The sequence below is a fragment of the Pannonibacter sp. SL95 genome (genome assembly GCF_026672425.1).
Classification (GTDB): Bacteria; Pseudomonadota; Alphaproteobacteria; order Rhizobiales; family Stappiaceae; genus Pannonibacter.
Genome location: NZ_JAPPRC010000003.1, coordinates 203,611 through 227,648, shown reverse-complemented (window position 1 = coordinate 227,648; position 24,038 = coordinate 203,611). Strand labels below are relative to the sequence as shown.

Annotated in this window: 20 protein-coding genes; 7 read left to right on the top strand and 13 right to left on the bottom strand. The window is 66.6% G+C overall.

Features of this window, described 5'->3' with window-relative positions; all coding sequences use genetic code 11:
• Window positions 1-42 precede the first annotated feature (42 nt).
• Window positions 43-1,047 carry an ABC transporter substrate-binding protein gene (locus OVA12_RS01650; RefSeq protein WP_442793837.1) on the bottom strand — a complete coding sequence of 335 codons (1,005 nt, stop codon included), beginning with the start codon at window positions 1,045-1,047 and terminating at the stop codon, window positions 43-45.
• Window positions 1,048-1,399: 352 nt separating this feature from the next.
• Between OVA12_RS01650 and OVA12_RS01645 the strand changes: the two genes are divergently transcribed.
• Entirely contained in the window at window positions 1,400-1,789 is a 390-nt protein-coding gene (locus OVA12_RS01645) for a RidA family protein (RefSeq protein ID WP_268133889.1), read from the top strand.
• Window positions 1,790-1,881: 92 nt separating this feature from the next.
• On the top strand, window positions 1,882-2,907 hold the full coding sequence (locus OVA12_RS01640; RefSeq protein ID WP_268133888.1) for a nucleotidyltransferase family protein: 1,026 nt from the start codon (window positions 1,882-1,884) through the stop codon (window positions 2,905-2,907).
• Window positions 2,908-2,933: 26 nt separating this feature from the next.
• Here the strand turns inward: OVA12_RS01640 and OVA12_RS01635 are convergent, their stop codons facing one another.
• Genes OVA12_RS01635 through OVA12_RS01620 form a run of 4 tightly spaced genes read right to left on the bottom strand, consistent with a single transcriptional unit; the run spans window position 2,934 to window position 8,560 of the window.
• Window positions 2,934-3,665 carry an OB-fold nucleic acid binding domain-containing protein gene (locus OVA12_RS01635; RefSeq protein WP_268133887.1) on the bottom strand — a complete coding sequence of 244 codons (732 nt, stop codon included), beginning with the start codon at window positions 3,663-3,665 and terminating at the stop codon, window positions 2,934-2,936.
• The gene (locus OVA12_RS01630; RefSeq protein WP_268133886.1) at window positions 3,574-6,378 is read right to left on the bottom strand and encodes an error-prone DNA polymerase; all 2,805 of its coding nucleotides are present in this window, start codon (window positions 6,376-6,378) and stop codon (window positions 3,574-3,576) included. Before OVA12_RS01630 ends, OVA12_RS01635 begins: the two co-directional genes overlap by 92 nt.
• Complete coding sequence (locus OVA12_RS01625; protein WP_268133885.1) at window positions 6,375-7,865, bottom strand: Y-family DNA polymerase; 1,491 nt, start codon at window positions 7,863-7,865, stop codon at window positions 6,375-6,377. The genes OVA12_RS01630 and OVA12_RS01625 overlap by 4 nt, the downstream gene beginning before the upstream one ends.
• Window positions 7,775-8,560, bottom strand: a complete 786-nt coding sequence (locus OVA12_RS01620; RefSeq protein ID WP_268133884.1) for a hypothetical protein — start codon at window positions 8,558-8,560, stop codon at window positions 7,775-7,777. Before OVA12_RS01620 ends, OVA12_RS01625 begins: the two co-directional genes overlap by 91 nt.
• A gap of 498 nt (window positions 8,561-9,058) precedes the next feature.
• On the opposite strand from OVA12_RS01620, the gene OVA12_RS01615 reads away from it, so the two are divergent.
• A complete protein-coding gene (locus OVA12_RS01615; protein ID WP_268133883.1) occupies window positions 9,059-10,402 on the top strand; it encodes an 8-oxoguanine deaminase in 1,344 nt (447 codons plus the stop codon).
• Between the two features lie 37 nt (window positions 10,403-10,439).
• Here OVA12_RS01615 and OVA12_RS01610 read toward each other — a convergent pair whose 3' ends face one another.
• Entirely contained in the window at window positions 10,440-11,594 is a 1,155-nt protein-coding gene (locus OVA12_RS01610) for an MFS transporter (protein ID WP_268133882.1), read from the bottom strand.
• Between the two features lie 114 nt (window positions 11,595-11,708).
• Window positions 11,709-12,704, bottom strand: coding sequence for a putative metalloprotease CJM1_0395 family protein (locus tag OVA12_RS01605; protein ID WP_268133881.1), 996 nt, complete (start codon window positions 12,702-12,704; stop codon window positions 11,709-11,711).
• Between the two features lie 172 nt (window positions 12,705-12,876).
• Here OVA12_RS01605 and OVA12_RS01600 point away from each other — a divergent pair, with 172 nt between their 5' ends.
• Window positions 12,877-13,686, top strand: a complete 810-nt coding sequence (locus tag OVA12_RS01600) for a creatininase family protein (RefSeq protein WP_268133880.1) — start codon at window positions 12,877-12,879, stop codon at window positions 13,684-13,686.
• 122 nt (window positions 13,687-13,808) lie between these two features.
• Here OVA12_RS01600 and OVA12_RS01595 read toward each other — a convergent pair whose 3' ends face one another.
• Entirely contained in the window at window positions 13,809-15,110 is a 1,302-nt protein-coding gene (locus tag OVA12_RS01595) for a TRAP transporter large permease subunit (protein ID WP_268133879.1), read from the bottom strand.
• Window positions 15,107-15,610 (bottom strand): hypothetical protein, encoded by a 504-nt coding sequence (locus OVA12_RS01590; protein ID WP_268133878.1) that lies wholly within the window; start codon window positions 15,608-15,610, stop codon window positions 15,107-15,109. The genes OVA12_RS01595 and OVA12_RS01590 overlap by 4 nt, the downstream gene beginning before the upstream one ends.
• A gap of 195 nt (window positions 15,611-15,805) precedes the next feature.
• Between OVA12_RS01590 and OVA12_RS01585 the strand changes: the two genes are divergently transcribed.
• The 3 genes from OVA12_RS01585 to OVA12_RS23935 all read left to right on the top strand — a co-directional run bounded on the left by OVA12_RS01585 (window position 15,806) and on the right by OVA12_RS23935 (window position 18,102).
• Window positions 15,806-16,765: a 2-hydroxyacid dehydrogenase gene (locus OVA12_RS01585; RefSeq protein ID WP_268133877.1), complete on the top strand. Its 960-nt coding sequence runs from the start codon at window positions 15,806-15,808 to the stop codon at window positions 16,763-16,765.
• 133 nt (window positions 16,766-16,898) lie between these two features.
• Window positions 16,899-17,246 (top strand): PilZ domain-containing protein, encoded by a 348-nt coding sequence (locus tag OVA12_RS01580; RefSeq protein ID WP_268133876.1) that lies wholly within the window; start codon window positions 16,899-16,901, stop codon window positions 17,244-17,246.
• 94 nt (window positions 17,247-17,340) lie between these two features.
• Window positions 17,341-18,102: an FKBP-type peptidyl-prolyl cis-trans isomerase gene (locus tag OVA12_RS23935; RefSeq protein WP_442793798.1), complete on the top strand. Its 762-nt coding sequence runs from the start codon at window positions 17,341-17,343 to the stop codon at window positions 18,100-18,102.
• Between the two features lie 74 nt (window positions 18,103-18,176).
• On the opposite strand, the gene OVA12_RS01565 is transcribed toward OVA12_RS23935, so the two are convergent.
• The 4 genes from OVA12_RS01565 to OVA12_RS01550 all read right to left on the bottom strand — a co-directional run bounded on the left by OVA12_RS01565 (window position 18,177) and on the right by OVA12_RS01550 (window position 23,601).
• Window positions 18,177-18,458, bottom strand: a complete 282-nt coding sequence (locus tag OVA12_RS01565) for an SCP2 sterol-binding domain-containing protein (RefSeq protein ID WP_106751548.1) — start codon at window positions 18,456-18,458, stop codon at window positions 18,177-18,179.
• A gap of 189 nt (window positions 18,459-18,647) precedes the next feature.
• The gene (locus OVA12_RS01560) at window positions 18,648-20,447 is read right to left on the bottom strand and encodes an IlvD/Edd family dehydratase (protein WP_268133875.1); all 1,800 of its coding nucleotides are present in this window, start codon (window positions 20,445-20,447) and stop codon (window positions 18,648-18,650) included.
• Window positions 20,448-20,505: 58 nt separating this feature from the next.
• The gene (locus tag OVA12_RS01555; protein ID WP_268133874.1) at window positions 20,506-21,279 is read right to left on the bottom strand and encodes a FadR/GntR family transcriptional regulator; all 774 of its coding nucleotides are present in this window, start codon (window positions 21,277-21,279) and stop codon (window positions 20,506-20,508) included.
• A 105-nt stretch (window positions 21,280-21,384) separates the two neighbouring features.
• The gene (locus OVA12_RS01550) at window positions 21,385-23,601 is read right to left on the bottom strand and encodes a heavy metal translocating P-type ATPase (protein ID WP_268133873.1); all 2,217 of its coding nucleotides are present in this window, start codon (window positions 23,599-23,601) and stop codon (window positions 21,385-21,387) included.
• Window positions 23,602-24,038 lie beyond the last annotated feature (437 nt).

The window sequence follows — 24,038 nt, the reverse complement described above, 5'->3', positions numbered from 1 at the left end:
GCAGCTCCGGCGGATCGAATCCCCGCCGGAGCTCACATCATCTCACTTCTTCAGGTTCATGCCGACGCCCTTGCAGACGAACTCGGTCGTGTAGATCTGCTTGACGTCGATGCCTTCCTTGAGGACGCCCGACTTGACCATTGCGTCATAGAAGGCCTGCTGCTTGGCGTCGGTCATGCAGCCGATGCCCTTGTCCAGAGCCTCGCCGGATTCAACCAGGCCAAAGGACTTCATCGTGGCGATCGAGAAGGCGATCTGGTCATCCGTCATCTCCGGATTGTCCTTCTTGATCAAGTCGTTGGCAGCCTTGTTGTCGCCATAGAGATAATTGTACCAGCCTTCGATGGTGGCATCGACAAAGCGCTGGGTGAGGTCCTTATTGCCTTCCACATAGTCCTTCCGCGCCTCGATCAGCGTGGAATAGGTCTCGAAGCCGGCATCCGCGAGCAGGAAGAGTTTTGGCTTGAAGCCACCCTCCTTCTCGATGCCATAGGGCTCGGACGTGATGTAGCCCTGCTGCGCCGACTGCTTGTCAGCGAGGAACGGACCCGGATTGAAGGCATAGGGCTTGTACTGCTCATCCTTGAAGCCCGGATAGGCGGATTTCATCCACTGGAAGTAGGACGCAAAGCCGTCCGTTCCCATGAAGATGGTCGGCAGTTTGGCGAGGTCCTCGAACTTGTCGATGCCGGTGTCCGGATGGGCGATGAGGACCTGCGGGTCCTTCTGGAAGATGGCGGCAACTTCCAGGACCGGAATGTCCTCCGCGAGCGCGCTGAGCGGCTGGAGCATGTTGCCGGCCATGTAGAACTGGATCTTGCCGGCAAGCAGCAGCGCCCGGTTGGCCGCCTGCGGCCCGCCCTGCACGATCTCGACCTTGAGGCCATATTTCTCGTAGGTGCCGTCGGCGACCGCCTGATAGTAGCCGCCGTGCTCGGCCTGGGCGAGCCAGTTCGTGCCGAATTTCACTTCGTCAAGAGCAAGAGCACTGGCGGTCAGGCCAGCGGTGAAAGCCAGGCTGGCGCCCAGGCCTGCAAGAGAAGTCATGATACGCATGTTGTCTTCCGCCTCCGTGTGCTTTTGTCAAAGCTCTGCCGCTGTGCCTCCTCAGGCCCTGGGAGCGGTTCAGGCAATCACGCTGAACACCTTTTGCAAGGCACGTGCCATATTCGCCTCACAGCAAGCTGCAGCCACCCTTGTCGCGGGACCTGCGGAAAAGTGCCGTGGCCCCTTGGTCAACTGTGCATAATTTCCAGTCATATGCCACTCACTTCGGCATGCCCACGCCTTGCGCAGCGCAGCATCCGTCCCTAGCCTTCGGTCAGGTTTCTTGCCATGCGCCTGCAACGCAAGGCATTTATTGCTTCGCACCGCAACCAACCAGAACTGGGCCCGTATGATGAGCCGCGCCGTGACACCGACGACAATCCGCCCGCCCTTTGCCCGCTACAGCCATGCCATGGAGGTGCCGGTCGGACACAGGCTGGTGTTCTGCTCCGGCCAGCTTGGCATCGGTGCCGATGACGTGATCCCGGCGGGCGTCGAGGCCCAGACCCGGCTGTGCTTCGGCAACATACGGCACATCCTGGAAGCGGCCGGCATGACGCTGGCCGACATCGTGCGGATCAACGCCTATGTCACGGCCCGCGACCACATGGCCGGCTACATGAAGACCCGGGACGAGTTCACCGCCCTGCCCCCGCCCGCCTCGACGCTGATGATCGTCGGCGGCTTCACGCGCGAGGACTTCGTCGTCGAGGTCGAGGTCATCGCGGCAAGGGCGGAGTGAGAAACGCCCATGTTCAACGAAAGTTATTTTTTGTTGAACATGGGAAATGGTGATATGTTCAACGAACATCCAATTCGTTGAACACGCGCGCCATGCTCAGGCATTCTCCGATCAGCCACGCTGCCTACCACGATCTCCTGCGCTCCCTGCTCGATGAGGCGGTAGCCGGGATCCGGGGCACGCCCACGCGTGTCGTCCGCGGCGGCAAGGCCTACTGGTACGACACCTACCGGGTCGGCACCGACGTGCGCAAAAGCTACATCGGAGAAGACAGCGAGGCCCTGCAGGCGCGGATTGCCCGGCATGGCGCGCTGAAGGAAGAGGCGGACGCGCGCAAGAAGGAACGGGCGCGGCTGATCCGGCTGCTGCGCGCGGAGGGCTTTCTCGGGACGGACGGCGCGACGGGCAGCCTTCTGGCGGCGATGGCGGGCGCAGGCGTGTTCCGCCTTGGCGGCACGGTGATCGGCACCCACGCCTTCCGTCTCTATGAGGGCGAACTCGGGGTCCGCTACCGGTTCGACCAGACGGCGATGACGCAGGATATGGACATTGCCAGTTTCGAGCGGCTGTCCCTGTCCCTGTCGCAGGACGATCAGGTGTCCACCTCGATGCAGGATGTGCTTTCCGGCTTTGCCTTTGATCCGGTGCCGAGCCTGGAGCCGGGCCAGGTGTGGCGCTGGCGGCAGACCCGCAACGACACGCTGGTGGAGTTCTTGACCCCGTCCTTCCGTCCCGAGGAGGATATCCGTCCGCTGGAAGCTCTCGGGGTCAGTGCCCAGTCGCTGCATTACCTGAACTACCTGATCGCGAGCCCCATCCCCGCTGCCGTGCTGTATCGCTCCGGCGTGCTGGTGCAGATCCCCAGGCCGGAACGCTTTGCCCTGCACAAGCTGATTGTCGCCGACCGGCGGCGGGAAGGCATGGACAGCCTCAAGTCCCGGAAAGACCGGCGGCAGGCCGAGTTCCTGATCGCGATCTTGCTGGAGGATCGGCCGGATGATCTGGCCGAGGCACTGGAAGACCTGCGCAGCCGCGGCCCGCAATGGAACGTCCGGCTTGACCGGAGCCTTGCCCGGATCCCGGAGACAGCGGCGCGGCTGCATGCTCTGGCAGCATGACCGGAGTGCGAGGATCGCCTCCCCCGCTAATGGAAGTCCCGGCTTTTAGGCAGGATGCGGACATCGCGGGGGTGGACGTGGCGGGGCGGGACGGCGAGCGTTGAGGTTGGGTGGGCAGCGGGTCGGACCGGCCGGCCCGGACCCTGCGACCGCGGCGGCTGCGGCGGGATCACCTCCGAGCCGGGGGCTTCGGCCGTCCACAGGGTGCCGAGCAGGGCGCTGCGGTCGATGACATTGCTCAGCATGAGATGGATCACCCCCTCGGCGGAACGCTGCACCCGGCCCTCCACCAGCATCAGCCGTGAGCCCATGACGGCCCCGCGCAGGGCCTCGAACCGGCGCGCCCAGAGCACGCAGTTGACGATGCCGGTCTCGTCCTCCAGCGTGATGAAGATGGCATTGCCCTTGCCCGGGCGCTGGCGCACCAGCACGAGCCCGGCCATGCGGGTGAAGCGCCCTTCGGCCCGGCGGCAGGTCTCGGCCGCGCTGCAGACCCCCTCCCGCGCCAGCCGCTCGCGCAGAAGCAGCATGGGATGCGCCTTCAGCGACAGGCGCAGGGTCTGGTAGTCGGTCGCCACCTGCTCGCCCAGCGCCATGCGCGGCAAGGCGGCATCGGCTTCCGCGCCCAGCTCGCGCGCATCGACGGCGGCAAAGAGCGGCAGCGGGTCATCCTGCGGCAGGCGGCGGACCTCCCACAGGGCCGAGCGCCGGTCGAGCCCGATCGAGCCGAAGGCATCGGCATCGGCCAGCGCGCGCATTGGCTAGGCCATAGAGCCGGGCCCGCCGCGCCACGTCCTCCACCACGGCAAAGCCGTTCTGGCGCGCGGCGACGAGACGACGGGCCTCCGCCTCGTGAATGCCCTCCGCCTGGCGGAAGCCGAGACGCAGGGCGAGCCGGCCGTCGCGGCCGCGCTCCAGCGTGTTGTCCCAGTAGCTCTCGTTGACATCGACGGCCCGCACCTCGACGCCGTGCTCCTGCGCGTCGCGCACGATCTGCGCCGGGGCGTAGAAGCCCATCGGCTGGGAGTTGAGCAGGGCGCAGGCAAAGATCGCCGGGTGATGGCACTTCAGCCAGGACGAGACATAGACCAGCTTGGCAAAGGAGGCGGCGTGGCTTTCGGGAAAGCCGTAGGAGCCGAAGCCCTGGATCTGGCGGAAGCAGTTTTCGGCAAACTCCCGGTCATAGCCGCGCGCCACCATGCGCTCGACCATCAGTCCCTCGAACTCACCGATGGTGCCGACATTGCGGAACGTCGCCATGGCGCGGCGCAGCTGGTTGGCCTCCACATCGGAGAACTTCGCCGCGACCATGGCGAGCTGCATCGCCTGTTCCTGGAACAGCGGCACACCCTTGGTCTTGCCCAGCACCTGATGCAGCTCGTCCGCCGGTCCGTGTTCGGGTGCGGGCGAGGGAAAGACCACGGCCTCCTCGCCGGAGCGCCGCTTCAGGTAGGGATGTACCATGTTGCCCTGGATCGGCCCGGGCCGGACGATGGCGACCTGGATGACGAGATCGTAGAACACGCGCGGCTTCAGGCGCGGCAGCATGTTGATCTGCGCCCGGCTCTCCACCTGGAAGACGCCGATGGAATCGCCCTTGCACAGCATGTCATAGGTGGCCCGGTCGTCCTGCGGCACATCGGCGAGCGTCATGTCGAGGCGCTCGTGATCCTTGAGCAGCTCGAAGGCCTTGCGGATGCAGGTGAGCATGCCGAGGGCCAGCACGTCGACCTTCATCAGGCCGAGCATGTCGATGTCGTCCTTGTCCCACTCGATGAAGGTGCGGTCCGCCATGGCGGCGTTGCCGACGGGCACCAGCTCGTCCAGCCGGTCACGCGTCAGCACGAAGCCGCCGACATGCTGCGACAGGTGGCGGGGAAAGCCGATGAGGCGGCGGGCAAAATCCACCGCCCTCGCGATGAGCGGATTGTCGGGATCAAGCCCGGCCTGGCGCACCTGGTTTCGTGTGATGTCGGAGCCCCAGCTGCCCCACTGGGTACCGGACAGAGCCGTGGTCACGTCCTCCGGCAACCCCAGCACCTTGCCGACCTCGCGGATGGCGCTCTTCGGCCGGTAGTGGATGACGGTGGCGGCCAGACCTGCGCGCTCGCGGCCATAGCGGGCATAGATGTGCTGGATCACCTCCTCGCGCCGCTCGTGCTCGAAGTCGACGTCGATGTCCGGCGGCTCCTTGCGCTCCTCGGAGATGAAGCGGGCGAAGAGGACATTGTGCTCGGCCGGATCGACCGAGGTGATGCCCAGCACATAGCAGACGGCGGAATTGGCCGCCGAGCCGCGCCCCTGGCAGAGGATGCCCTTCTCGCGCGCCACCTGGACGATGTCATGGATGGTGAGGAAATACGGCGCGTAGTTGAGCTTGGCGATGAGCGCCAGCTCCTGGTGCAGGAGCCGCTCGACCTTGGGCGGAATGCCCGCCGGGTAGCGCCCGGCCGCATGGCGGAAGGTCAGTTCCTCCAGCCAGGACTGCGCCTGCCAGCCGGCCGGCACCGGCTCGTCGGGATACTGGTAGCTGAGCTGGCCAAGGTCGAACTCCACACGGGCGAGAAGACGCTGCGTTTCGAGGAGGGCGGACGGGTGGTCGGCAAAGAGGCGGGCCATCTCGGCCGCGTGCTTGAGGTGGCGCTCGGCATTGGCCTCCAGCAGCCGGCCGGCATTTTCCAGCGTGCGGCCAAGGCGGATGCAGGTGAGGATGTCCTGCAGCGGGCGCTGCTGCGGATCGGCATAAAGCACGTCATTGGTGGCCAGAAGCTTCACGCCGGCCTGGTCGGCAAGGGCGCCCAGGGCTGCCAGCCGCATGGCGGTCATCGCCCCGGCGCGGCATGGCCGCCCCGAGCCAGACAGCGCCCGGCGCGGCCGCCTCGAGCTTACCAGGACCTGCGCCAGCGCCGGCTCGAGCGGGCGGCCGGGCATGACGAGGAAGAGCAAGCCGGCGGGATCCTCGAGCAGATCGTCGAGCGTCAGGTGGCAGGAGCCCTTCACCGCGCGGCGGTTGCCGGTGGTCAGGAGGCGGCAGAGCCGGGCCCAGCCGGCACGGTGCTGCGGATAGGTGACGATGTCCGGCGTGCCGTCGGCAAAGCAGAGCCGGGCCCCGGTCACGAGCCTGAAGCGCTGCGCGCGGGCCTGGACCTCTGCCCGCAGCGCCGCATCCTCACCGCCGGGAACGAGGGGCCGCAGCTCGATGCGGTAATCGCCCGGACTGCCGCCCTGGCGCAGCTTGAGCGGCGGCAGCGCGCCGCCCTCGCGCAGCTCGCGCAAGGTGCCCCAGGCCCGGACCACGCCGGCCACCGTGTTGCGATCGGCAATGCCAAGCCCGGTGTGGCCCAGCAGCAGGCTGGTCAGCACCAGATCCGCCGCCGGCGAGGCCCCTTGCAGGAAGGAGAAATTCGTCGCCGCCGCCAGCTCGGCATAGGCGCCGTGCAGCGGGAGACGGGCCGGGGCGGAACGGCTCATGCGAACAGCCCGTGCAGGAACCAGCGCGGCGGTGCGGCCGGATCCTCGTAGAAGCCTTCGCGGAACAGCCAGAAGCGCAGGCCCCGGGCATCCTCCACCCGGTAATAGTCCCGCGTCACGGGTACCGGCGCGAGGTGCTGCGCACCCGGCAGAAGCGGCAGGCGCCACCAGTCCGGCGCGATCCGCTCCGGCCCTTCGGCCCGCGTCACCTCATGCAGCACATGGCGCCAGCGGAACCGGAGCGGCGGACTGTCCGGCACCTCGGCCATGACCTCGATCGGCTGCGGCTGGCGGAACAGGGTGAGCGGGCGCAGGGGCACCTGCTCCTCCCCGCCTCCCGGGGCGGCAAGCTCCCAGGAGGCGCTTACCGCCGCCGACAGGTAGGGCACCACGGCGGCGGCGAGCGCCGGATCATGCGTGTCACGGGCCACATGGCGTTGCACGGCCTCGCGGCCAAAGCGGGCCATCAACCGGTCAACGAGGGCCGCGACCTCCGCCGCCTCGGCGGCAGCGACGCTGGAGCCGTCGAGCTGCGCCTGCTGCGGGGTGAGCGGATCGCTGCGCAGGACGGCGAGGCGCAGGGCGTCGAAGCCGAAACCGGGGTCGAGCGGATCGGCGAGGGCATCAATGCGCAGTTCCAGAAGGCGCACCAGCCGGACCGCATCGCGCAGGCCCTGCGCGGTTTCGAGACTGACCCGGCGCACCTCGCCGTCGCTGCGGAAGAAGGCCGCCTCGAAGGCGCGCCCGCCCGCCCCGCGCCGCTCCAGCGCGGCCATGGCATCGCCGGCGAGCGTGCGCAGCGCCTCAAGCAGCGCTTCGAGACCGGTGACCGGCTCGGGAAAATGCTTCTCCGCCATGATTTCGGGCGGCAGGCGCAAGGGCGTGAGGCGCAGGTCCTCGCGCCCCAGCACCCGGCGCAGCGCAGCCGGCAAGGCCTCCCCGAAGCGGGCGGACAGCATGTGCGAGGGCCGCTCGTCCAGATCGCCCAGGCTGCGGAACCCGGCGCGCTGCAGCGCCAGCGTGGTCTCCGCATCCTGTTCGAGCACGGCAAGAGGCAGGCCGCGCAGCAGGGCCTCCTCCTCCGGACCGGGCCGGGTGACCGTTCCCGGCTTTTCCCGCGCCAGCGCCCAGGCCGCCTGCGGCGTGCCGGCAATGGCGGCGCGGACAGTGAGCCCCAGCCGCTGCAGCCGGCGCGTCGCCCGGGTTCCAAGCCCGACCTCGCCGCCGAAGAGATGGGCGCAGCCGGTGATGTCGAGCAAGAGCCCCTCGTTGCCCCTCAGGGCCAGAAGCGGGGTGAACATCTCGCAGGCCGAGGCGGCGGCGGCCAGAAGATCCGCATCCGCCTCCGGGGCCGCCTCGCCAGTGAGGAGACCCGGCAGGACGGCACGCGCCTCCGTCAGCGCCATGCCGGTGCGCAGGCCAAGCCGCGCGGCATTGGCGTCGAGCGCGGCAAGACGCAGCGCCCCGCGCGCCTTCTCGACCAGCACGAAGGGACGCGTGTCAGCCGGCCGCGCCGCTGCGGACCTGATGGCGGCGTGCCCTGTCGGTCGACAGGAAGGGAAACCACAGCGCCAGGTAGCGCCGCCCGGCGTCGGGCTGCGGCGCTGGAGCCGGTTTCGAGGTCGCGGTCCGGGGCAATGCCGGTGAGCGGCCGGGAGACGAGTTTTGAGAGAGCACGATCCCACTCCACATGATAGCGCAGGCCCTCCTGGCCGTTGCGGGCCCGCAGAAGGGTCAGGTCGAAGGCCGGACGTCCCGGCGCATTGGCCGCAAGGGCAACCGAGGGCAGCGCGCGTACCTGCCAGCGGGTTTCCGCAGCGCTTGCCACAGCGGCAGCACCCACCCGCAGCACGAACACGGGCACGCCGGAATTGCGGGCGGCGAGCGCCAGACGGCGGCTGGCGGTCAGGTCATAGGCCCGGACCTCGCCCCACAGCTCGACGATCACCGCGTCCAGCGCCGCGCAGGCAGCCCCCTCCAGCGCGGCCTGCAGCACGGCCACGGGATCACGCAGGCGGACCGGCAAGAGGCGGGCCGGATCAAGGCCGAATTCGGCCAGACCCATGCCATGCAGCGGGCCGGTCTCGCCCTCGGCCAGGCTGCGCCCGACATGCAGCAGCGGACGCCGGCGGGCCGGACTGGGCCGCAAGCCCGAGCGCCAGCCCGGACAGGCTGACCGCATCGGCGGCTGCGGCATGAAACTCGTGCAGCCCCCGGGAGGGCAGCCCGGCGCTGGAGGGCCCGCTGCCTGCGGGCCTCGGCCCGGCATGCTGGCGCATCATCCGGGAGAGGGTCTCGAAGTCATGCATGGCGCAAAACCGGGTTGTTCCGGCCTTTCACGGGGGACGTGAAGGCAGGTCTGTCAACGTCAATGTTCCTATTTTGTTCTTTATGCGCCTGCCCTCCCCGAGAGTCAACGCCGCCCCCGGGGACAAGGTGAAGATTCCTTGAACCCGGACAAAAGCCGCCGTAAGCCCTTGAGAAACATGACAAGGACAAAGCGGGACGGAAACGAGAGGGCGGGTCAGCCCGCACTTCCCCCTTGCGCGGAAGCCTGTGGCAGACGAAGACTGGAGCCGCAGTCAGGTGACCCTGTGCGGAACTCGGGCGGTGAAATTGAGCACCGCTATCAAAGCCTGCAGGTCCAGATCATATCCCGATCAGAAGGACCGGATTTATCATGCGCTTGTGGATCAAGGACCCGATCGCCATCCTCGCTGAGGGCGCGGAACGGGGGATTGTCATTGAGGACGGCGTCATCGCCGAGCTGGTGGGGCGCGGCCGCACGCCGATGCTGCCGGTGGACGGCACCTTCGACGCCGGACGGCATGTCATCGTGCCCGGCCTCGTCAACACGCATCATCACTTCTACCAGACCCTGACCCGGGCTCACCCTGAGGCGATCAACAAGGAGCTGTTTCCCTGGCTGCAGGCGCTTTATCCGATCTGGGCGCGGGCCGTGACGCCGGAGACCTTCCGCCTCGCCACCCGTCTCGCCCTGACGGAGCTGATGATGTCGGGCTGCACCACCGCTGCCGACCACCATTACCTCTATCCGGGCGGGCTGGAAGCGGCGATGGACATCCAGGCCGAGGAGGCCGAGCGGGTGGGCCTGCGCATGACGCTGACGCGCGGGTCCATGAACCTCAGCCAGAAGGACGGCGGCCTGCCACCCGACAGCGTGGTGCAGGACACGGACACGATCCTGGCCGACTGCGAAAGGGTGCTGGCGAAATACCATGACCGGTCGAAGGGCGCGAAGCTGCAGGTGGCGCTGTCACCCTGCTCGCCCTTCTCGGTGACGCGGGAGCTGATGAAGGAAAGCGCGGTTCTGGCCGAGCGGCACGACTGCCGCCTGCACACGCATCTGGGCGAGACCCACGACGAGAACGCCTATTGCGAGGCCAAGTTCAACTGCCGGCCGGTGGATTATCTCGAGGACTGCGGTTGGCTGACCAGCCGGACCTGGCTGGCGCATGGCATCCATTTCAACGACGACGAGGTGCGCCGGCTTGGTCATGCCTGCGTCGGCGTCTGCCATTGCCCGACCTCGAACATGGTGCTGGCGTCGGGCCAGTGCCGGACGAAGGAGCTGGAGGCGGCCGGATCGCCGGTGGGCCTCGGCGTCGACGGCTCGGCCTCCAATGACAATTCCAACCTGATGGAAGGGCTGCGCCACGCGCTGATGATCAACCGGCTGACCTATGACGCAGCCTCGGTGACGCACCTGGATGCCTATCGCTGGGCCACGGAAGGCTCGGCCCGGTGTCTTGGCCGGGACGACATCGGCGCGATCGCCATCGGCAAGATGGCGGATCTGGCGTTCTACAGCCTCGACGAGCTGCGCTTCTCCGGTGCGGGAGACCCGCTGGCGGCATTGATCCTGTGCGGCGCGCACCGGGCCGACAGGGTGATGGTGGGCGGCGCATGGACGGTGACCGACGGCGAACCGGTGACCATCGACACCGCCCGTCTGCGCCACGAGCATGGCGAGGCAGCACGGCGGTTCCTCGAAAGCCTATGACGGAGGCAGGCCAGCGGGAGCGCCGCTGGCCTTGCCCTCATACGTCGCGGCGTTCCTGCCGGCGGCCGAGGAAGGCGAAGACGGCAATGAGGAACGACAACACGGCAATGAACAGGAACGAGGCCCGCAGCGACGAGGCTTCGGCAATGAAGCCGATCAGCGGCGGGCCGAACAGGAAGGCGCCGTAGCCGAGGGTGGAAACGGCGGCCAGCGCCTCGCCCGGCGACATGTCCGGATCAGCGGCGGCGCGGGAAAACGCGATGGGGAAGATGACCGCATTGCCGAGGCCCATGATGCCGCAGCCGAGCCAGATCACGTAAGGATCGCTGCCGAGCACGAAGATCATGGCGCCGATGCCGGCGGTGATGCCGCTGGCAATCGCGGTGTTCATCTGGCCGAAGCGGGCGATGATGAAATCTCCGGCAAAGCGCATGCCGACCATGGCCACCGAGAAGACCGAGAAGCCGATGGCGGCCATCGACGGCTCGATCCCCAGTTCCTGGATCTGGTAGAGCGCGGCCCAGTCGACGGCCGAACCCTCGCTGACGGCGGCACAGAAGGCCATGCCGCCGATGAAGATCAGTCCCCCGCGCGGCAGGGCCACCAGCGGCGGACGCTTGCCCGTGGTCTCGTGCGTTTCGGAGGTCCAGGGCACGCGGACGAAGATGAGGCAGATAACCGAGAGGGCGGCGAGCACGACCCAGATATGGGTCGTCACGCTCCAGCCTAGCGAAATCGTGAGACCACCAAAGCCAGCGCCCACGCCTGCGCCCAGACTGTACAGGCCGTGGAACGACGACATGATCGGCTTGGCCATGGCCTTTTCCACCTCGGCGGCCCAGGCGTTCATGGCCACGTCCGACGCGCCGATGATGGCACCGAAGGCGGCGAGGATCGGTGCGATCACCCAGACCGATCCGGCCAGCGGCACCAGCGCAAAGATGGCGAAACAGACCGCAACGCCCACCCGCGCACCGGTGACGCCGCCAAACCGGTCAATCGCCCGGCCGGACAGGGGGAAGGACAGGATGCCGCCAACCGCCATGATCAGGAGCAGCACCCCGAAACCCGCTTCGGACAGGCCGAGGTAGGACTTGATATCCGGAATGCGCGAGGCCCATGTGCCGACCAGACTGCCGACAGCAAAGAACACGATGGCCACGGCGAGCCGGGCGCGGGCGAGATGGGACATGGCGGGAATCCGGATGAGCGCAAAAGGAAGGCAAAACACGTATCGATGCTAATTGCGGCCAAGGGGTGACAAACTCAAGCGCCAGATGGCAGAAACAATCAGAACCAGTTGATCTCAGGCGAAAATACCCGTGCCTGCCGCAAGCCGGCCGGCCTCCACCAGCCGGTCTGCCGCCTGCCGATAGGCGCTGGCCGTCTCCTGCGAGCGGCGCTCCGCGGCATCCGAAGTGGGCCGGCTTTCAGCGTCTGCGGACCTTTCGTTGTCCTCATTTGAAGACTGACGCGATCCGGACGGCTCCGACTTGTCCGCAGGGGCAGTGGCTGTGGTCTGGCTGGTCTGCGCTACCCCTTCGCCCTCCCCTTCCTCGCCGCGCAGCTCGGCGGCGGCCTCGGTCCGGGCCTGCGACTGTGCTTCCTGCAGCTGCGAGCGGGCGAGCTGTGCCACGCGCAGATCCTGCGAGGACGGCTCGGCAGGGGCGAGCGCGGCACGGATGACAATCTGCATCTTGCGGACCGTGGCTTCCGGTTCGCTTTCCGGCGAGGTATCGATCTGGACCTCGCCGCCGATGGCATAGCGGCCACCGTCCGGCCCTTGCTGGAACGTATAACTGGGTGCACCGGCATAGGGGCCGCCGACCCGGGCATGCGCCTGCTCATGCGCCCGCACCTCGCGGTCACGCCGCTTCAGCTTTTCGACCTGGTCCTCTTCTTCCTCGGTCAACCCGTCCTGGTCCGGGTCTTCCTCTTCTGACGGACTGCCGGCTTTCTCTGCCGACGCCTCCAGCCCGGAAGACTGTGCAGTCGCGGTCTCGCCTTGCGGGCCGGATTGGCCAGCAGACGCATCGGACACGGGCGCGCTGGATTCCTTCGTCTTGCGATCTTCCTCCGGCTGCAGGGCTTCGCTGTCCTGCAGCGCCTGAAGGGCCGCAGCCGAGAAGGTGGCGACAGCGCCCGAGCGTTCAGCCTGGCGGACCGGATCGCTTGCACTTTGCCGGGCAGACACGACGGTGCCGTCCCGGTCACGCGGATCATGCGTGAGCGGTCCCGACTGGCCCTGGGTTCCACCCCGCTGGGTGGCCCCGACCGAAAGGGCAGACAGTGCGGTCAGCATGCAGCTGACTTTGCGGAAGGTACATTTCCAATCGGTTAACGGCGATTAACGGCTTTGATCAGTTTTGCGTGAGCCGCCGGGAGAGGCACGGACGCCGCAAGAACAGGCATGACGGCAGGGGATCAGGCGGCTAATCTCGGCGGACCTTCCGATTGCTCCAGCGAGGCCTTCCATGACCGCCCTGCCGCGCCGCTTCTGGCACGAGATGACCACGACCGATTTCTCCGGCTCCGACACCAGCGGCTGGATTGCCGTGCTGCCGGTGGCCGCGATCGAACAGCACGGGCCGCATCTGCCGGTCTGGACGGACACGGCCATCGCCAAGGGGCAGATCCGCCGCACCGTCGAGCTGCTGCCTGACGACCTGCCGGTGACCTTCCTGCCGGTGCAGCAGATCGGCAAGTCGAACGAGCACATCTCCTCGCCCGGCACGCTGACCATCTCCTGGGAGACGTTGACGCGGGCGTGGATCGACATCGGCGAGAGCGTCGCCCGCGCCGGCATCCGCAAGCTGGTGCTGATCAATTCCCACGGCGGCAATGTGCCGATCATCGACATCGTGGCGCGGGAGCTGCGCATCAGCCACGAGATGCTGGTGACGGCCACGGCCTGGTCGCGCTTCGGCCAGCCGGAGGGCGTGTTCCCGGCCGAGGAATTCACCTATGGCATCCACGGCGGCGACATCGAGACCTCGATCATGCTGCATCTGCACCCGGAGCTGGTGCGCATGGACAAGGCCATCGACTTCCCCTCGACACAGCAGGATTTCATCAAGGAGTTCAAATATCTGCGCGGGCATGGCCAGCAGCAGTTCGGCTGGAAGGCGCAGGACCTCAACCCGGCCGGTGCCGTGGGCAATGCCGCCCGCGCCACGGCAGAGAAAGGCAAGGCCTCGCTGGACCATGCGGCAGAAGGCTTTGTGGAGCTGCTGAAGGATGTGCATGCCTTCGACATGTCCCGGCTGTGGACGCCTGGTCAGTAGGCAGGCCGGAGTTCGTTCCGAAGGTCATCCCCGTGCGGGTGCGGAGGGGCGAGGCAAAGACGCTAAACTCTGGCAGCCGTCATGCCGTGGTCGAGCCATGGCATGACGAAGACATCAAGGTATCACCAGGCAGTGGGTACCAGGGTGAGGATGACGGGCTCGCCAAAGGGGAGACCCGGCCAGAGGCACCAGACCAGAGCCACAAGGGCGAGCGGCACCAGGAACACCGCCGCCCCTTCCGTGAATTCCGCAGGCTGTGACCGGGCCAGTCCCTGGATGATCAAGAGATTGAGCCCGGAGGGCGGCAGCACCAGCGCCGCCTGCAGCAGCATGACGAAATAGACCGCCAGCCACACCGGATCGAGACCCAGCACGAGCGCGGCCGGCAACAGCACGGGCAGGACCACCAGCAACAGACCGAGCCCGTCGAGCAGGAACGCCAGCACGATGACCAGCAGGCTGAGCAGGACGATGAAGATGGCGACACTGGAAAGACCGCCGGCAAGGCCGGTCAAGGCCCCCGGGAAGCCGGTCACCGACAGGCCGAGCAGCAGGGCCTTGGCCCCGGCGGCGATGGCCAGCAGGGATGCGGCGCCGAGCGTGCTTTCAAACGCCGTGTCGGCAAGCTGGCGCAGCGACAGGCGGCGGTAGACACCGCAGACGACCAGCACCGCGAGGGTGGCGGCGATGGCCGCCAGTTGCGCCGCCGCCAGCTCGCCAAAGACTGCGATGGACATCAGCACGCCGATCAGCAGCAGAAGAGGGACGCCGCCAATGAGCGCTTCCCGGCGGCGGGTCACCGGCATTTTCTTGTGCCGGCGGCCAAAGCGAGCCCCGAGGGCCATTGCCATCACGATAAGCACCAGGGACAGAAGCAGCCCGGGATAGGCCCCGGCGAGCAACAGGTCTCCGGCGGGTTGATCCGTGACAAGCCCGAGCATCATCAGTGGCATGGAAGGCGGCAGCAGCAGGGTCAGCGTGCCGCTGCCGGCCATGAGCCCCAGCACGAGCCAGCGCGGATAGCCGGCGGCAAGCAGGCCCGGCAAGGCAAGGGCGGCGAGCGAGGCCGTTGCCGCAACGCCCGATGTCGTGACGAAGCCGAGGAGAACGCTGGCAGCGACAGCGGCAACCAGAAGCCCGCCGGGCCAGTGCCCGGCAATGGCCTGACAAAAGCGGAGAAGCGTGTCAGCCGCAGCGCCTTTCACCATCACATGCGAGAAGAACAGGAACAGCGGAATGGCAAGCACGTCCTGCCGGTCGAGCGTTGTCAGCATCGCGGCCGGAATGCCGCCGAACGGCGCGCCGGCAATGCCAAGGAGCAGCACTCCGACCAGCAGCAGCGCGATGGCCGCCGGCATGCGCATGAGCAGAAGCGACACGAGAAAGAACAGGCCGCCCAGGCCAGTCATGGCATCCACTGTCATCGCGGAGCCTTGCGATTGACAGCAGGCGGGGAGCCAAAGCGGTGCAGCATCGTGTCCGAGACGGCCTGCAGGCCAAGCAGGGCAAAGCCCGCCGGCAAGGCCAGCGTGGCGAGGAAAGACCAGCCGCCATCAGCCGCGGCGCGGCCAAGCTGCACCGCGCCGATGCCCGTGACCCCGAGCGAGACAACAACGACGAGGATCTGGATGAAGCGTGGACCCGGCTTCAGCGAGCGCCGCCGCGCCGCACCGCGCCCCACGGGCTCGTTGAAATGCTGCGGCCCCCAGATCCGCCGGGAACTGTAGAGGAAAGCCAGGGGAAGCAGCGCACCCCAGAGCCCCAGCAATTGCGCGGCATCGACCGCATAGGGAACGGGACGATGCACGATGAAGCCTGACAGACCATCCAGCGCAAGCAGCAGCCCGGCTGCTGAAAACAGGATTACCGCCAGCCAGGCCGCGCCAACGGACAGACGGTTCATGAGGTCGGGCAGGCTCGGCATGCTTACTCCCGCGCCGGAAGCGGCCTGCTGCCCTGTCGTCTGGACACCCCGCCCCGGGCTTGTCGGCACTTTGTCAAAGCTCACAGGACCGGTCAACCACAGCGCGAACGGCAAGTCCTGCCGAAGGCCTTGCAAGCGCAGGCGCGCTGGTCTGTTATGCGGTCCTTGCCAGCGATCCGCCCGAAGGACATCTCCATGAGCCGCCCCGACATTCTCGTCCCTGCCCCGATGCGCGACATGATTCTCGACGGGCTGGAGCCGCATTTCACCCTACACAAGCTGTATGAGGCTGAGGACCGGGACGCCATGCTGGCCGAGGTTGCCGAAAGGATCCGCGGCGTCGCCATCTCGTTCCGGCCTGTCGACAAGGCTCTGGTCGACAGGCTGCCGAAGCTCGAGATCGTCGCCAACTTCGGCGTCGGCTACGACAATGTGGATGCGGCCTACTGCGGCACGAAGGGCATCATCGTCACCAACACGCCGGACGTGCTGACGGATGAAGTGGCCGATACGGCGATCGCGCTGATGATCATGACCATCCGCGAACTGCCGGCCGCCGAACGCTGGCTGCGGCAGGGCAAATGGGTGAGCCAGGGCGCGTTTCCCCTGACACGCGGCACCTTGCGCAGCCGCACGCTGGGCATTCTCGGCCTTGGCCGCATCGGCAAGGCGATTGCCGAACGGGCCGAAGCCTTCGGCATGGCGGTCCATTATCACGGCCGCAACCGGCAGGAAGGCGTTGCCTATACCTATCACCCCAGCCTCGTCAGCCTGGCCGAAGCCGTCGACACGCTGATGCTGGTCGCCCCCGGCGGCGAGGAAACGCGCCATATGGTTGGGGAGCGAGTGCTCGAAGCCCTCGGACCGCAGGGAGTCGTGATCAACATTGGCCGGGGATCGGTGGTGAACGAAACGGCGCTGGCCGAAGCGCTGCGCAAGGGAACGATCCTGGCGGCGGGGCTCGACGTGTTCGAGAACGAACCGCATGTGCCGCAGGCGCTGCTGGACCTGCCAAACGCCGTGCTTCTGCCGCATGTGGGCTCGGCGTCCGAGGCAACGCGCAACGCGATGGGGCAGCTGGTCGTCGACAACCTGACCGGCTGGTTCCACCAACGCCGGGTGTTGACGCCGGTCGCGGAGACCCCGGTCGGCTAACTTCTTCCGCAAGGGAAGTTTTGCGCAAGGTTCACGCAAGCCTGGCAGCGCAAGTTGCAGATCGATCTACGGTGCCACTGTTGCAGGCATCGGCGACACGGTTCGGCAGCGCGACCTGCCGGGGAGGCTTGCCATGCGATCTGTTTCCGCAGCGACCAAAGACCTGCGCCGTCATCCGCGCCAGCGCACGCGCCTCAGGGCTGGACGGCTGGCCGATGCCGACAACCGGTTCCTGTGCGATTGCGGCATCTATGACGTGTCGGCGGGCGGCGCGCGACTGACTGTCCCGGAGGGGATCACCCTGCCCGAGGAGCTGGTGCTCTATGACGAGCTCGACAACACCGTGGCGCTGGCCACGATCCGCTGGCGTGCCGGAACGCGGGTCGGCATTGCCTATGACGTCGCTCCGGCCAAGATGAAATACTTCTCCTCACCGAAGTTGCGCGCCTTGTCGCAGCGTTACTACGCGCTGGCCGATTGAGCCTTGGCTTGACTTGCGCCCGCTCCTGCCCCCAATTCGGGACAGAGCAAGGACCCATGGCCATTCCTGGCCTGCGACGTGAAGAGGCGCATTGATGTTCAAGCGAATTGCAGCGGCCCTGCTGACGATCTTCCTGGCGTTTCCCGCCGCAGCAGAGGAGTTGCAGATGAAGGACCTGATCGTAGGCACCGGCGAGGAAGCCGATGTCGGCATGACCGTGAGCGTGCATTACACAGGCTGGCTGATGGACGGCACCAAGTTCGATTCCAGTCTCGACCGGGGTCAGCCTTTCAGCTTCACCCTGGGCGAGCGCCGAGTGATCGCGGGCTGGGAACAGGGCGTGGTCGGCATGAAGGTCGGTGGCAAGCGCGAGCTGATCATTCCGCCGGAGCTGGCCTATGGCGAGCGCGGCGCTGGCGGCGTCATTCCGCCGAATGCCACGCTGAAGTTTGAAGTCGAGCTGCTGGGCGTGAAGAGCAAGAGCTTTTCCGAACTCACCAACGACAAGCTAAAGGAACGGATGGCCGCAGGCGCCACCGTGATCGACATCCGCACGCCGCAGGAATGGACCGAAACCGGCGTTATCGCCGGCGTCAATCTGGTCACGTTCTTCGATCCGGCCGGTCAGGTGAACCCGAACTTCGGTCCGGAACTGCAGAAGCTGGTCGATGATCCGTCGAAGGAACTGATCCTGATCTGCCGCTCCGGCAACCGCAGCTCGGTTCTGGCCAAGTATCTCGCCGACGACATCGGCTTCAGCAACGTTGGCCATGTCACCGCCGGCATGAACGGCTGGCTTTCCGCCGGCGGCCCGGTGGAAGCCCCGAAGATGCCGGAAAACTGCTGGCTCTGCTGAGAGGGTGGTTCTCGACATGGAAAAGCCGGCGCATGCGCCGGCTTTTTTGTTTCAAGGCAAAAAGACCAGAGGTCTCAGAGGACGCTGCTGAGCTTCATGGCGACGCCCATGGCGCCGGCGACCTTGATCTTGCCGGACATGAACGCCATCGTCGGGTTCAGGTCGCCAGCCAGGAGGTCAGCCAGGTTGTCGGCGGAAATGGTGATGGTGCAATCGGCGTCCGCGTCGTCATTGGTGACGTTCGTGCCCTGCATGACGATGACGCCGGCGTCGCCGAGGTCGAACTTCACGCTCTCGTCGATGCCGCCACCGGCGACCTTGCCACGCACAGCTTCCGTCAGTTGTTCCAGCGTCATGTCTCATCTCCCGAATGCCCGGCGCCTCTCGCCGGTTTGCACGGACCCAAGCATACCCTTTACGTAATCGTCAAGTGAGCTTTGCCTGTTGTCTGCAGATTACCGGGGAAGTGTAAGAACGGGATTACCAACCGGGGCGAGGAACTCCCGGCACGACCTGCTTACAGACCGCACCGGGAGGGATCCTGATCAGTGGTTGTTGCGCGGAAGTCCCTTGCTGTGGGCCACGTCCTGGTAGGCAACGGCCGGCTTCAGCACCATGCCCTTGTCGAACTGCTCGACCATGCCGCGCTGGATTTCCTGCCAGGGCGTCTGGCTGGGCGCATAGGGGAAGCCCCCCTTGGCCATCAGATCAGCCTTGCGGCGGGCCAGTTCCTCATCGGACACCAGCATGTTGGCCGTGCCCCGACCCAGATCGATGCGCACCCGGTCTCCGGTCTGGATCAAGGCCAGACCACCCATGGCGGCAGCCTCCGGCGCGGCGTTGAGGATCGACGGGGACCCGGACGTCCCGGACTGGCGGCCGTCGCCGATGCAGGGCAGCGCGGTGATGCCGCGCTTGATCAGGGCTGCCGGCGGCTGCATGTTGACCACTTCGGCCCCGCCCGGATATCCGATCGGGCCCGTGCCCCGGATGAAGAGCATGCAGTGCTCGTCGATCTCGAGCGCCGGATCGTCGATGCGGTGGTGGTAGTCTTCCGGCCCCTCGAACACGATGGCACGGCCATCGAAGGCCTCCGGATCGTTCGGGTTGGAGAGATAGCGGTCGCGGAACTCCTTCGAGATCACGCTCGTCTTCATGATGGCGCTGTCGAAGAGATTGCCCGAAAGATTGATGAAGCCCGCCTTCTCCTTCATCGGATTGTCGAAGCTGCGGATCACGTCCGGCAGATCGGTCGTGACGTGGCCGCAGTTATCGCCGATGGACTTGCCGTTGACGGTAACGGCATCGGGATGCGGCAGCTTGCCGTTGCGCATCAGCTCGGCAACGACGGCCGGAACACCGCCAGCGTGGTGATAGTCCTCGCCGAGGTAGGCGCCGGCCGGCTGCAGGTTGACCAGCAGCGGCACATCGAGACCCACGGCCTGCCAGTCATCATTGGTCAGGGTCAGGCCCAGGTGCGCGGCGATGGCGTTGAGGTGGATCGGCGCGTTGGTGGAGCCGCCGATGGCCGAGTTGACGACGATGGCGTTCTCGAAGGCCTTGCGGGTCATGATGTCGGAAGGCTTCAGGTCCTCCCAGACCATGTCGACGATGCGCCGGCCAGTCTCGTAGGCGATCTGGCCGCGCTCGCGGTAGGGCGCGGGAATGGCTGCCGAACCGGGCAGCTGCATGCCGAGCGCCTCGGCGAGCGAGTTCATCGTCGTGGCCGTGCCCATGGTGTTGCAATAGCCGACGGAGGGCGCGGAGGAGGCGACGAGATCCATGAAGCCGTTGTAGTCGATCTCGCCGGCGGCGAGCTGCTGGCGCGCCTTCCAGACGATGGTGCCGGAGCCGGTGCGCTCGCCCTTGTGCCAGCCGTTGAGCATTGGGCCGACCGACAGGGCAATGGCCGGGATGTTGACGGTTGCGGCTGCCATCAGGCAGGCTGGGGTGGTCTTGTCGCAGCCGATGGTCAGCACGACGCCATCGATGGGATAGCCGTAGAGCAGCTCGACGAGGCCGAGATAGGCAAGGTTGCGGTCGAGCGTGGCGGTCGGACGCTTGCCGGTCTCCTGGATCGGATGCACCGGAAACTCGAAGCAGATGCCGCCGGCCGCGACGATGCCCTCGCGCACGCGCTTGGCCAGCTCAAGATGATGCCGGTTGCAGGGGGAGAGATCCGAACCGGTCTGGGCGATGCCGATGATCGGCTTGCCAGACTGCAGCTCCTCACGGGTGATGCCAAAATTGAGGTAGCGCTCGATGTAGAGCGCGGTCATGCCCGGATCGGACGGATTGTCGAACCAGGCACTGGAGCGCAGGGGGCGGCGCTTGCTCTCGGTCATTCCAGTCTCTCCCTCAGAGTTTGCCCGAGGCGTCAGGCCGGGCGGTCGTGTCGGATGATCAGGTCAGGGACGGCCGCGCCGTCCCGCGTTGCAGGGCGATGGCGGTGTCGCGCTCGCCAAGGTCGAGGATATGGCCGGAGGCCCTGCGGGCGGCTGCGCTGTCGCGCAGGCGCAGGGCTTCGACCAAGGCGCCATGGGCCTCAATGGCTTCACCGGGAAGATCTGCCACCGCGTTGGAGGCATGCAGCGACAGGCGCATGGCGGTCTCGATGATGCCGGCCAGCTGCAGGAACACCTGGTTGCGGCTCGCCTTCAGGAGGGCAACGTGGAAGGCAACATCGGCTTCGGTGAAGCGCTCGAGGTCTCCGCCGGAGTCACGCATCGCAGCAAAGGCATGCTCGACATCGGCAATGTCCTGCAGCGTTGCCCGCTGCGCGGCGAGATCTGCGGCTGCGGGCTCGATGGCCCGGCGGGCTTCGAGGACATTGGTCAGAAGGCCGAAATCAAGGATCTGCGCGCCGATCCAGTCCAGCACCTCGGCATCCAGAATGTTCCAGGTTTCCCTGGCGCAGACCTGTGTGCCGACGCGCGAGCGGGTCACGACAAGACCCTTGGATTCCAGGGTCTTGAGCGCCTCGCGGATCACCGTGCGGCTGACGCCGTAGCGCAGGCACAGGTCATTTTCGGTCGGCAGCGTGGCACCGGGCGGAAATGCGCCGCCGCAGATGTCAGCGGCCAGCGCGCGCGTGACAATCTTGCGCACGCGCGGGCGGCGGGTCGGCGTCTGATCGTCATCGATCTCGGCAGCAGCGGGGCGGGAACTGGGCAGCACGAGGCGTTTGATCCTGTTGATCTGAATAGATCATACAGAAACAGTCATTCATCATACAAATGAAATCTCATGCACCGAGGGATCGGGCACGGCGTCCCATCCCCGTCAGCGCTTGCCCGGCTTCCAGCGGCGCAGCAGGCTGGCGTTGGTCACCACGGAGACGGAGCTGAGCGCCATGGCAGCCCCGGCCAGCGCAGGGGACAGAAGCCCCATCGCCGCCAGGGGAATGCCGATGACGTTGTAGGCAAAGGCCCAGAACAGGTTCTGCCGGATCTTGGCGAAGGTCGCTCGCGACACGGCAATGGCTTCAGCCACCATCAGCGGATCAGACCGCATCAAGGTGATGCCTGCGGCCTCCATCGCAACATCCGCGCCTGATCCCATGGCAATGCCGATGTCGGCCGCCGCCAGCGCCGGGGCATCGTTGAGCCCGTCACCAACCATGGCAACAGCACCGCCGGCGGACTGGCGCAGGCTGGCAATTGCCTCCGCCTTACCCTCCGGACGGACGCTGGCGCGGACGTCGTCCAGCCCGATGCGAGAGGCGACAGACCGGGCGACGGCTTCGGTGTCGCCCGTGACCATGGCGGTGCGGATGCCCTGGGCCTTCAGCGCCTCCAGCGCGCCGCGCGCCGTCGGGCGGATCTCGTCCGCCATGGCGATGACACCAACGGCGCGGCCATCCAGCGCGACGATGACGCTGGTCTTGCCGTCGGCCTCAAAGTTGCGGCGCAGGGAGTCTGCCGTGAACCGGTCGATCTTCAGCTGGTCCATCAGCGCCTCGTTGCCGATGGCCAGCGCGTGACCACCGATGACGGCGACAAGCCCCTGCCCTGGTACGGCTTCGAATTCCTTCGGCGCGGCCAGCGGCAGATTGCGCGCCCGGGCCGCATTGACCATCGCATGGGCGAGCGGATGTTCGCTGGCAAGCTGGGCCGAGGCGGCAACCGACAGGAGCCGGTCGGTGTCCTTGTCGAAGGCAACCACATCCGTCACGACCGGGCGGCCTTCCGTCAGCGTACCGGTCTTGTCGAAGGCGACGACCTTCAGCCGGTGCGCCACTTCCAGGGCCTCGATGTCGCGGATCAGAATGCCGGCCCGGGCCGCAGCGCCAGTGCCCGCAACAAGCGCCGTCGGCGTGGCAAGGCCAAGCGCACAGGGGCAGGCGATGACCAGCACGGCAACCGCCGTGGACAAGGCCGCATCGAAGTCCCCGGCGAGGAACCACCAGGCGGCGAAGGTCAGGGCGGCGAGGACCAGCACGACCGGGACGAAGATGGCAGAGACCTGATCGACCAGCTTCTGCACCGGCGCACGCGAAGCCTGCGCCCCTTCGACAAGGCGAATGATCCGGGCGAGCGTCGTGTCCTCACCAAGCGCGCCGACATCAACCTGCAAGGCACCGGAGCCATTGACGGTACCGGCGGTGACCCAGTCACCGCTCTGCCGGGTGACCGGCAGGCTTTCCCCGGTGATCAGCGCTTCGTCCAGCTCGCTGGTGCCGCTGAGGATCGTGCCATCCACGGGCACACGCTCGCCCGGGCGGACAAGAACACGGTCGCCAAGACGGATTTCGCTGAGCGCGACCGTTTCGACGTCATCCCCGACCATCCGGTTGGCTGTGTCGGGCCGGAGGGCAGCAAGCGAGCGGACAGCGGCTGACGTCGACCGCTTGGCGCGGGTTTCCAGCAGCTTGCCAAGGAGAACCAGCGTCAGGATGACGGCCGATGCCTCGAAATAGAGATGCCCTGCCCCACCGGGAACGAACACCCGGTAAAGGCTGTAGCCAAAGGCGGCGGAGGTGCCGAGGGCAACCAGCACGTCCATGTTTGCCCCGCCCGACGCAAGGGCCTTCACCGCGCCGCGATAGAACCGCGCACCAACGAAGACCTGCACCGGCGCCGCCAGCAGCAGCTGCGTCATCGGCGACAGCATCCAGTGAATGCCGAAGGGCATCAGGACCATGGGCACGACAAGCGGCAGGGTGAGCAGAACGGCCATGACCAACAGCAGCACGGTGCGCCGTTCGTCAGCCCGCTGACCGGCTTCCGCCTTCTCACGCTCCTGCCTTGCGTTGACGCCCGGTTCATCATGCAGCCGCGCCTGGAAGCCGGCCTGTTCGACCAACGCAATGAAGGGCGCCGGCGACATTTTCCGGCGCAGGGTCACAGTGGCGCGCTCGAGTGCGAAGTTCACATTCGCATCGCTGACGCCCTCGGCTGACGCGAGCGTGCGCTGGAGACGCGCGGCGCAGCCACCGCAGGTCATGCCGGTGATATCGAGCGTTACGGTCGGGGCGGTCGCGGCGCGGTGCGGAGCCATGGTCGGGATCCTAGCTGACGAGAGGCATCTGGTGGGGCGGAGGCGAACCAGCGAAGCAGTTCAACATCTCCTGATTGGCCCCAGATAGGGCTTCCAGTCACTGGAAGGTCAAGCCCCTTCCGAACTGCACGACATTTTGGCGCGGAGGCAGCTGTTTTGCTGACAATTTGTGCAGCGCACCCCTTTCAATCATGTTGCAATGCGGTATTCTAACCATACGGAATTTGAGTTGACCCGATGTATTTAAGGGCCAAGCAAATGTTTAGATGATTGCACCGGGCGTTGTAAGTGAGGGGAGAGACGGGGGCGTCTCTCCCCTTTTCTTTTGTCCAACTTAGAGCTTGTGATCGAGCGCAACTTCAGGCCGAGCAAGAAGCACCATCGACGGCATCATGGCAAGAAACTGCTGCATACAGGGGCGAGCCGGAACTGCGAAG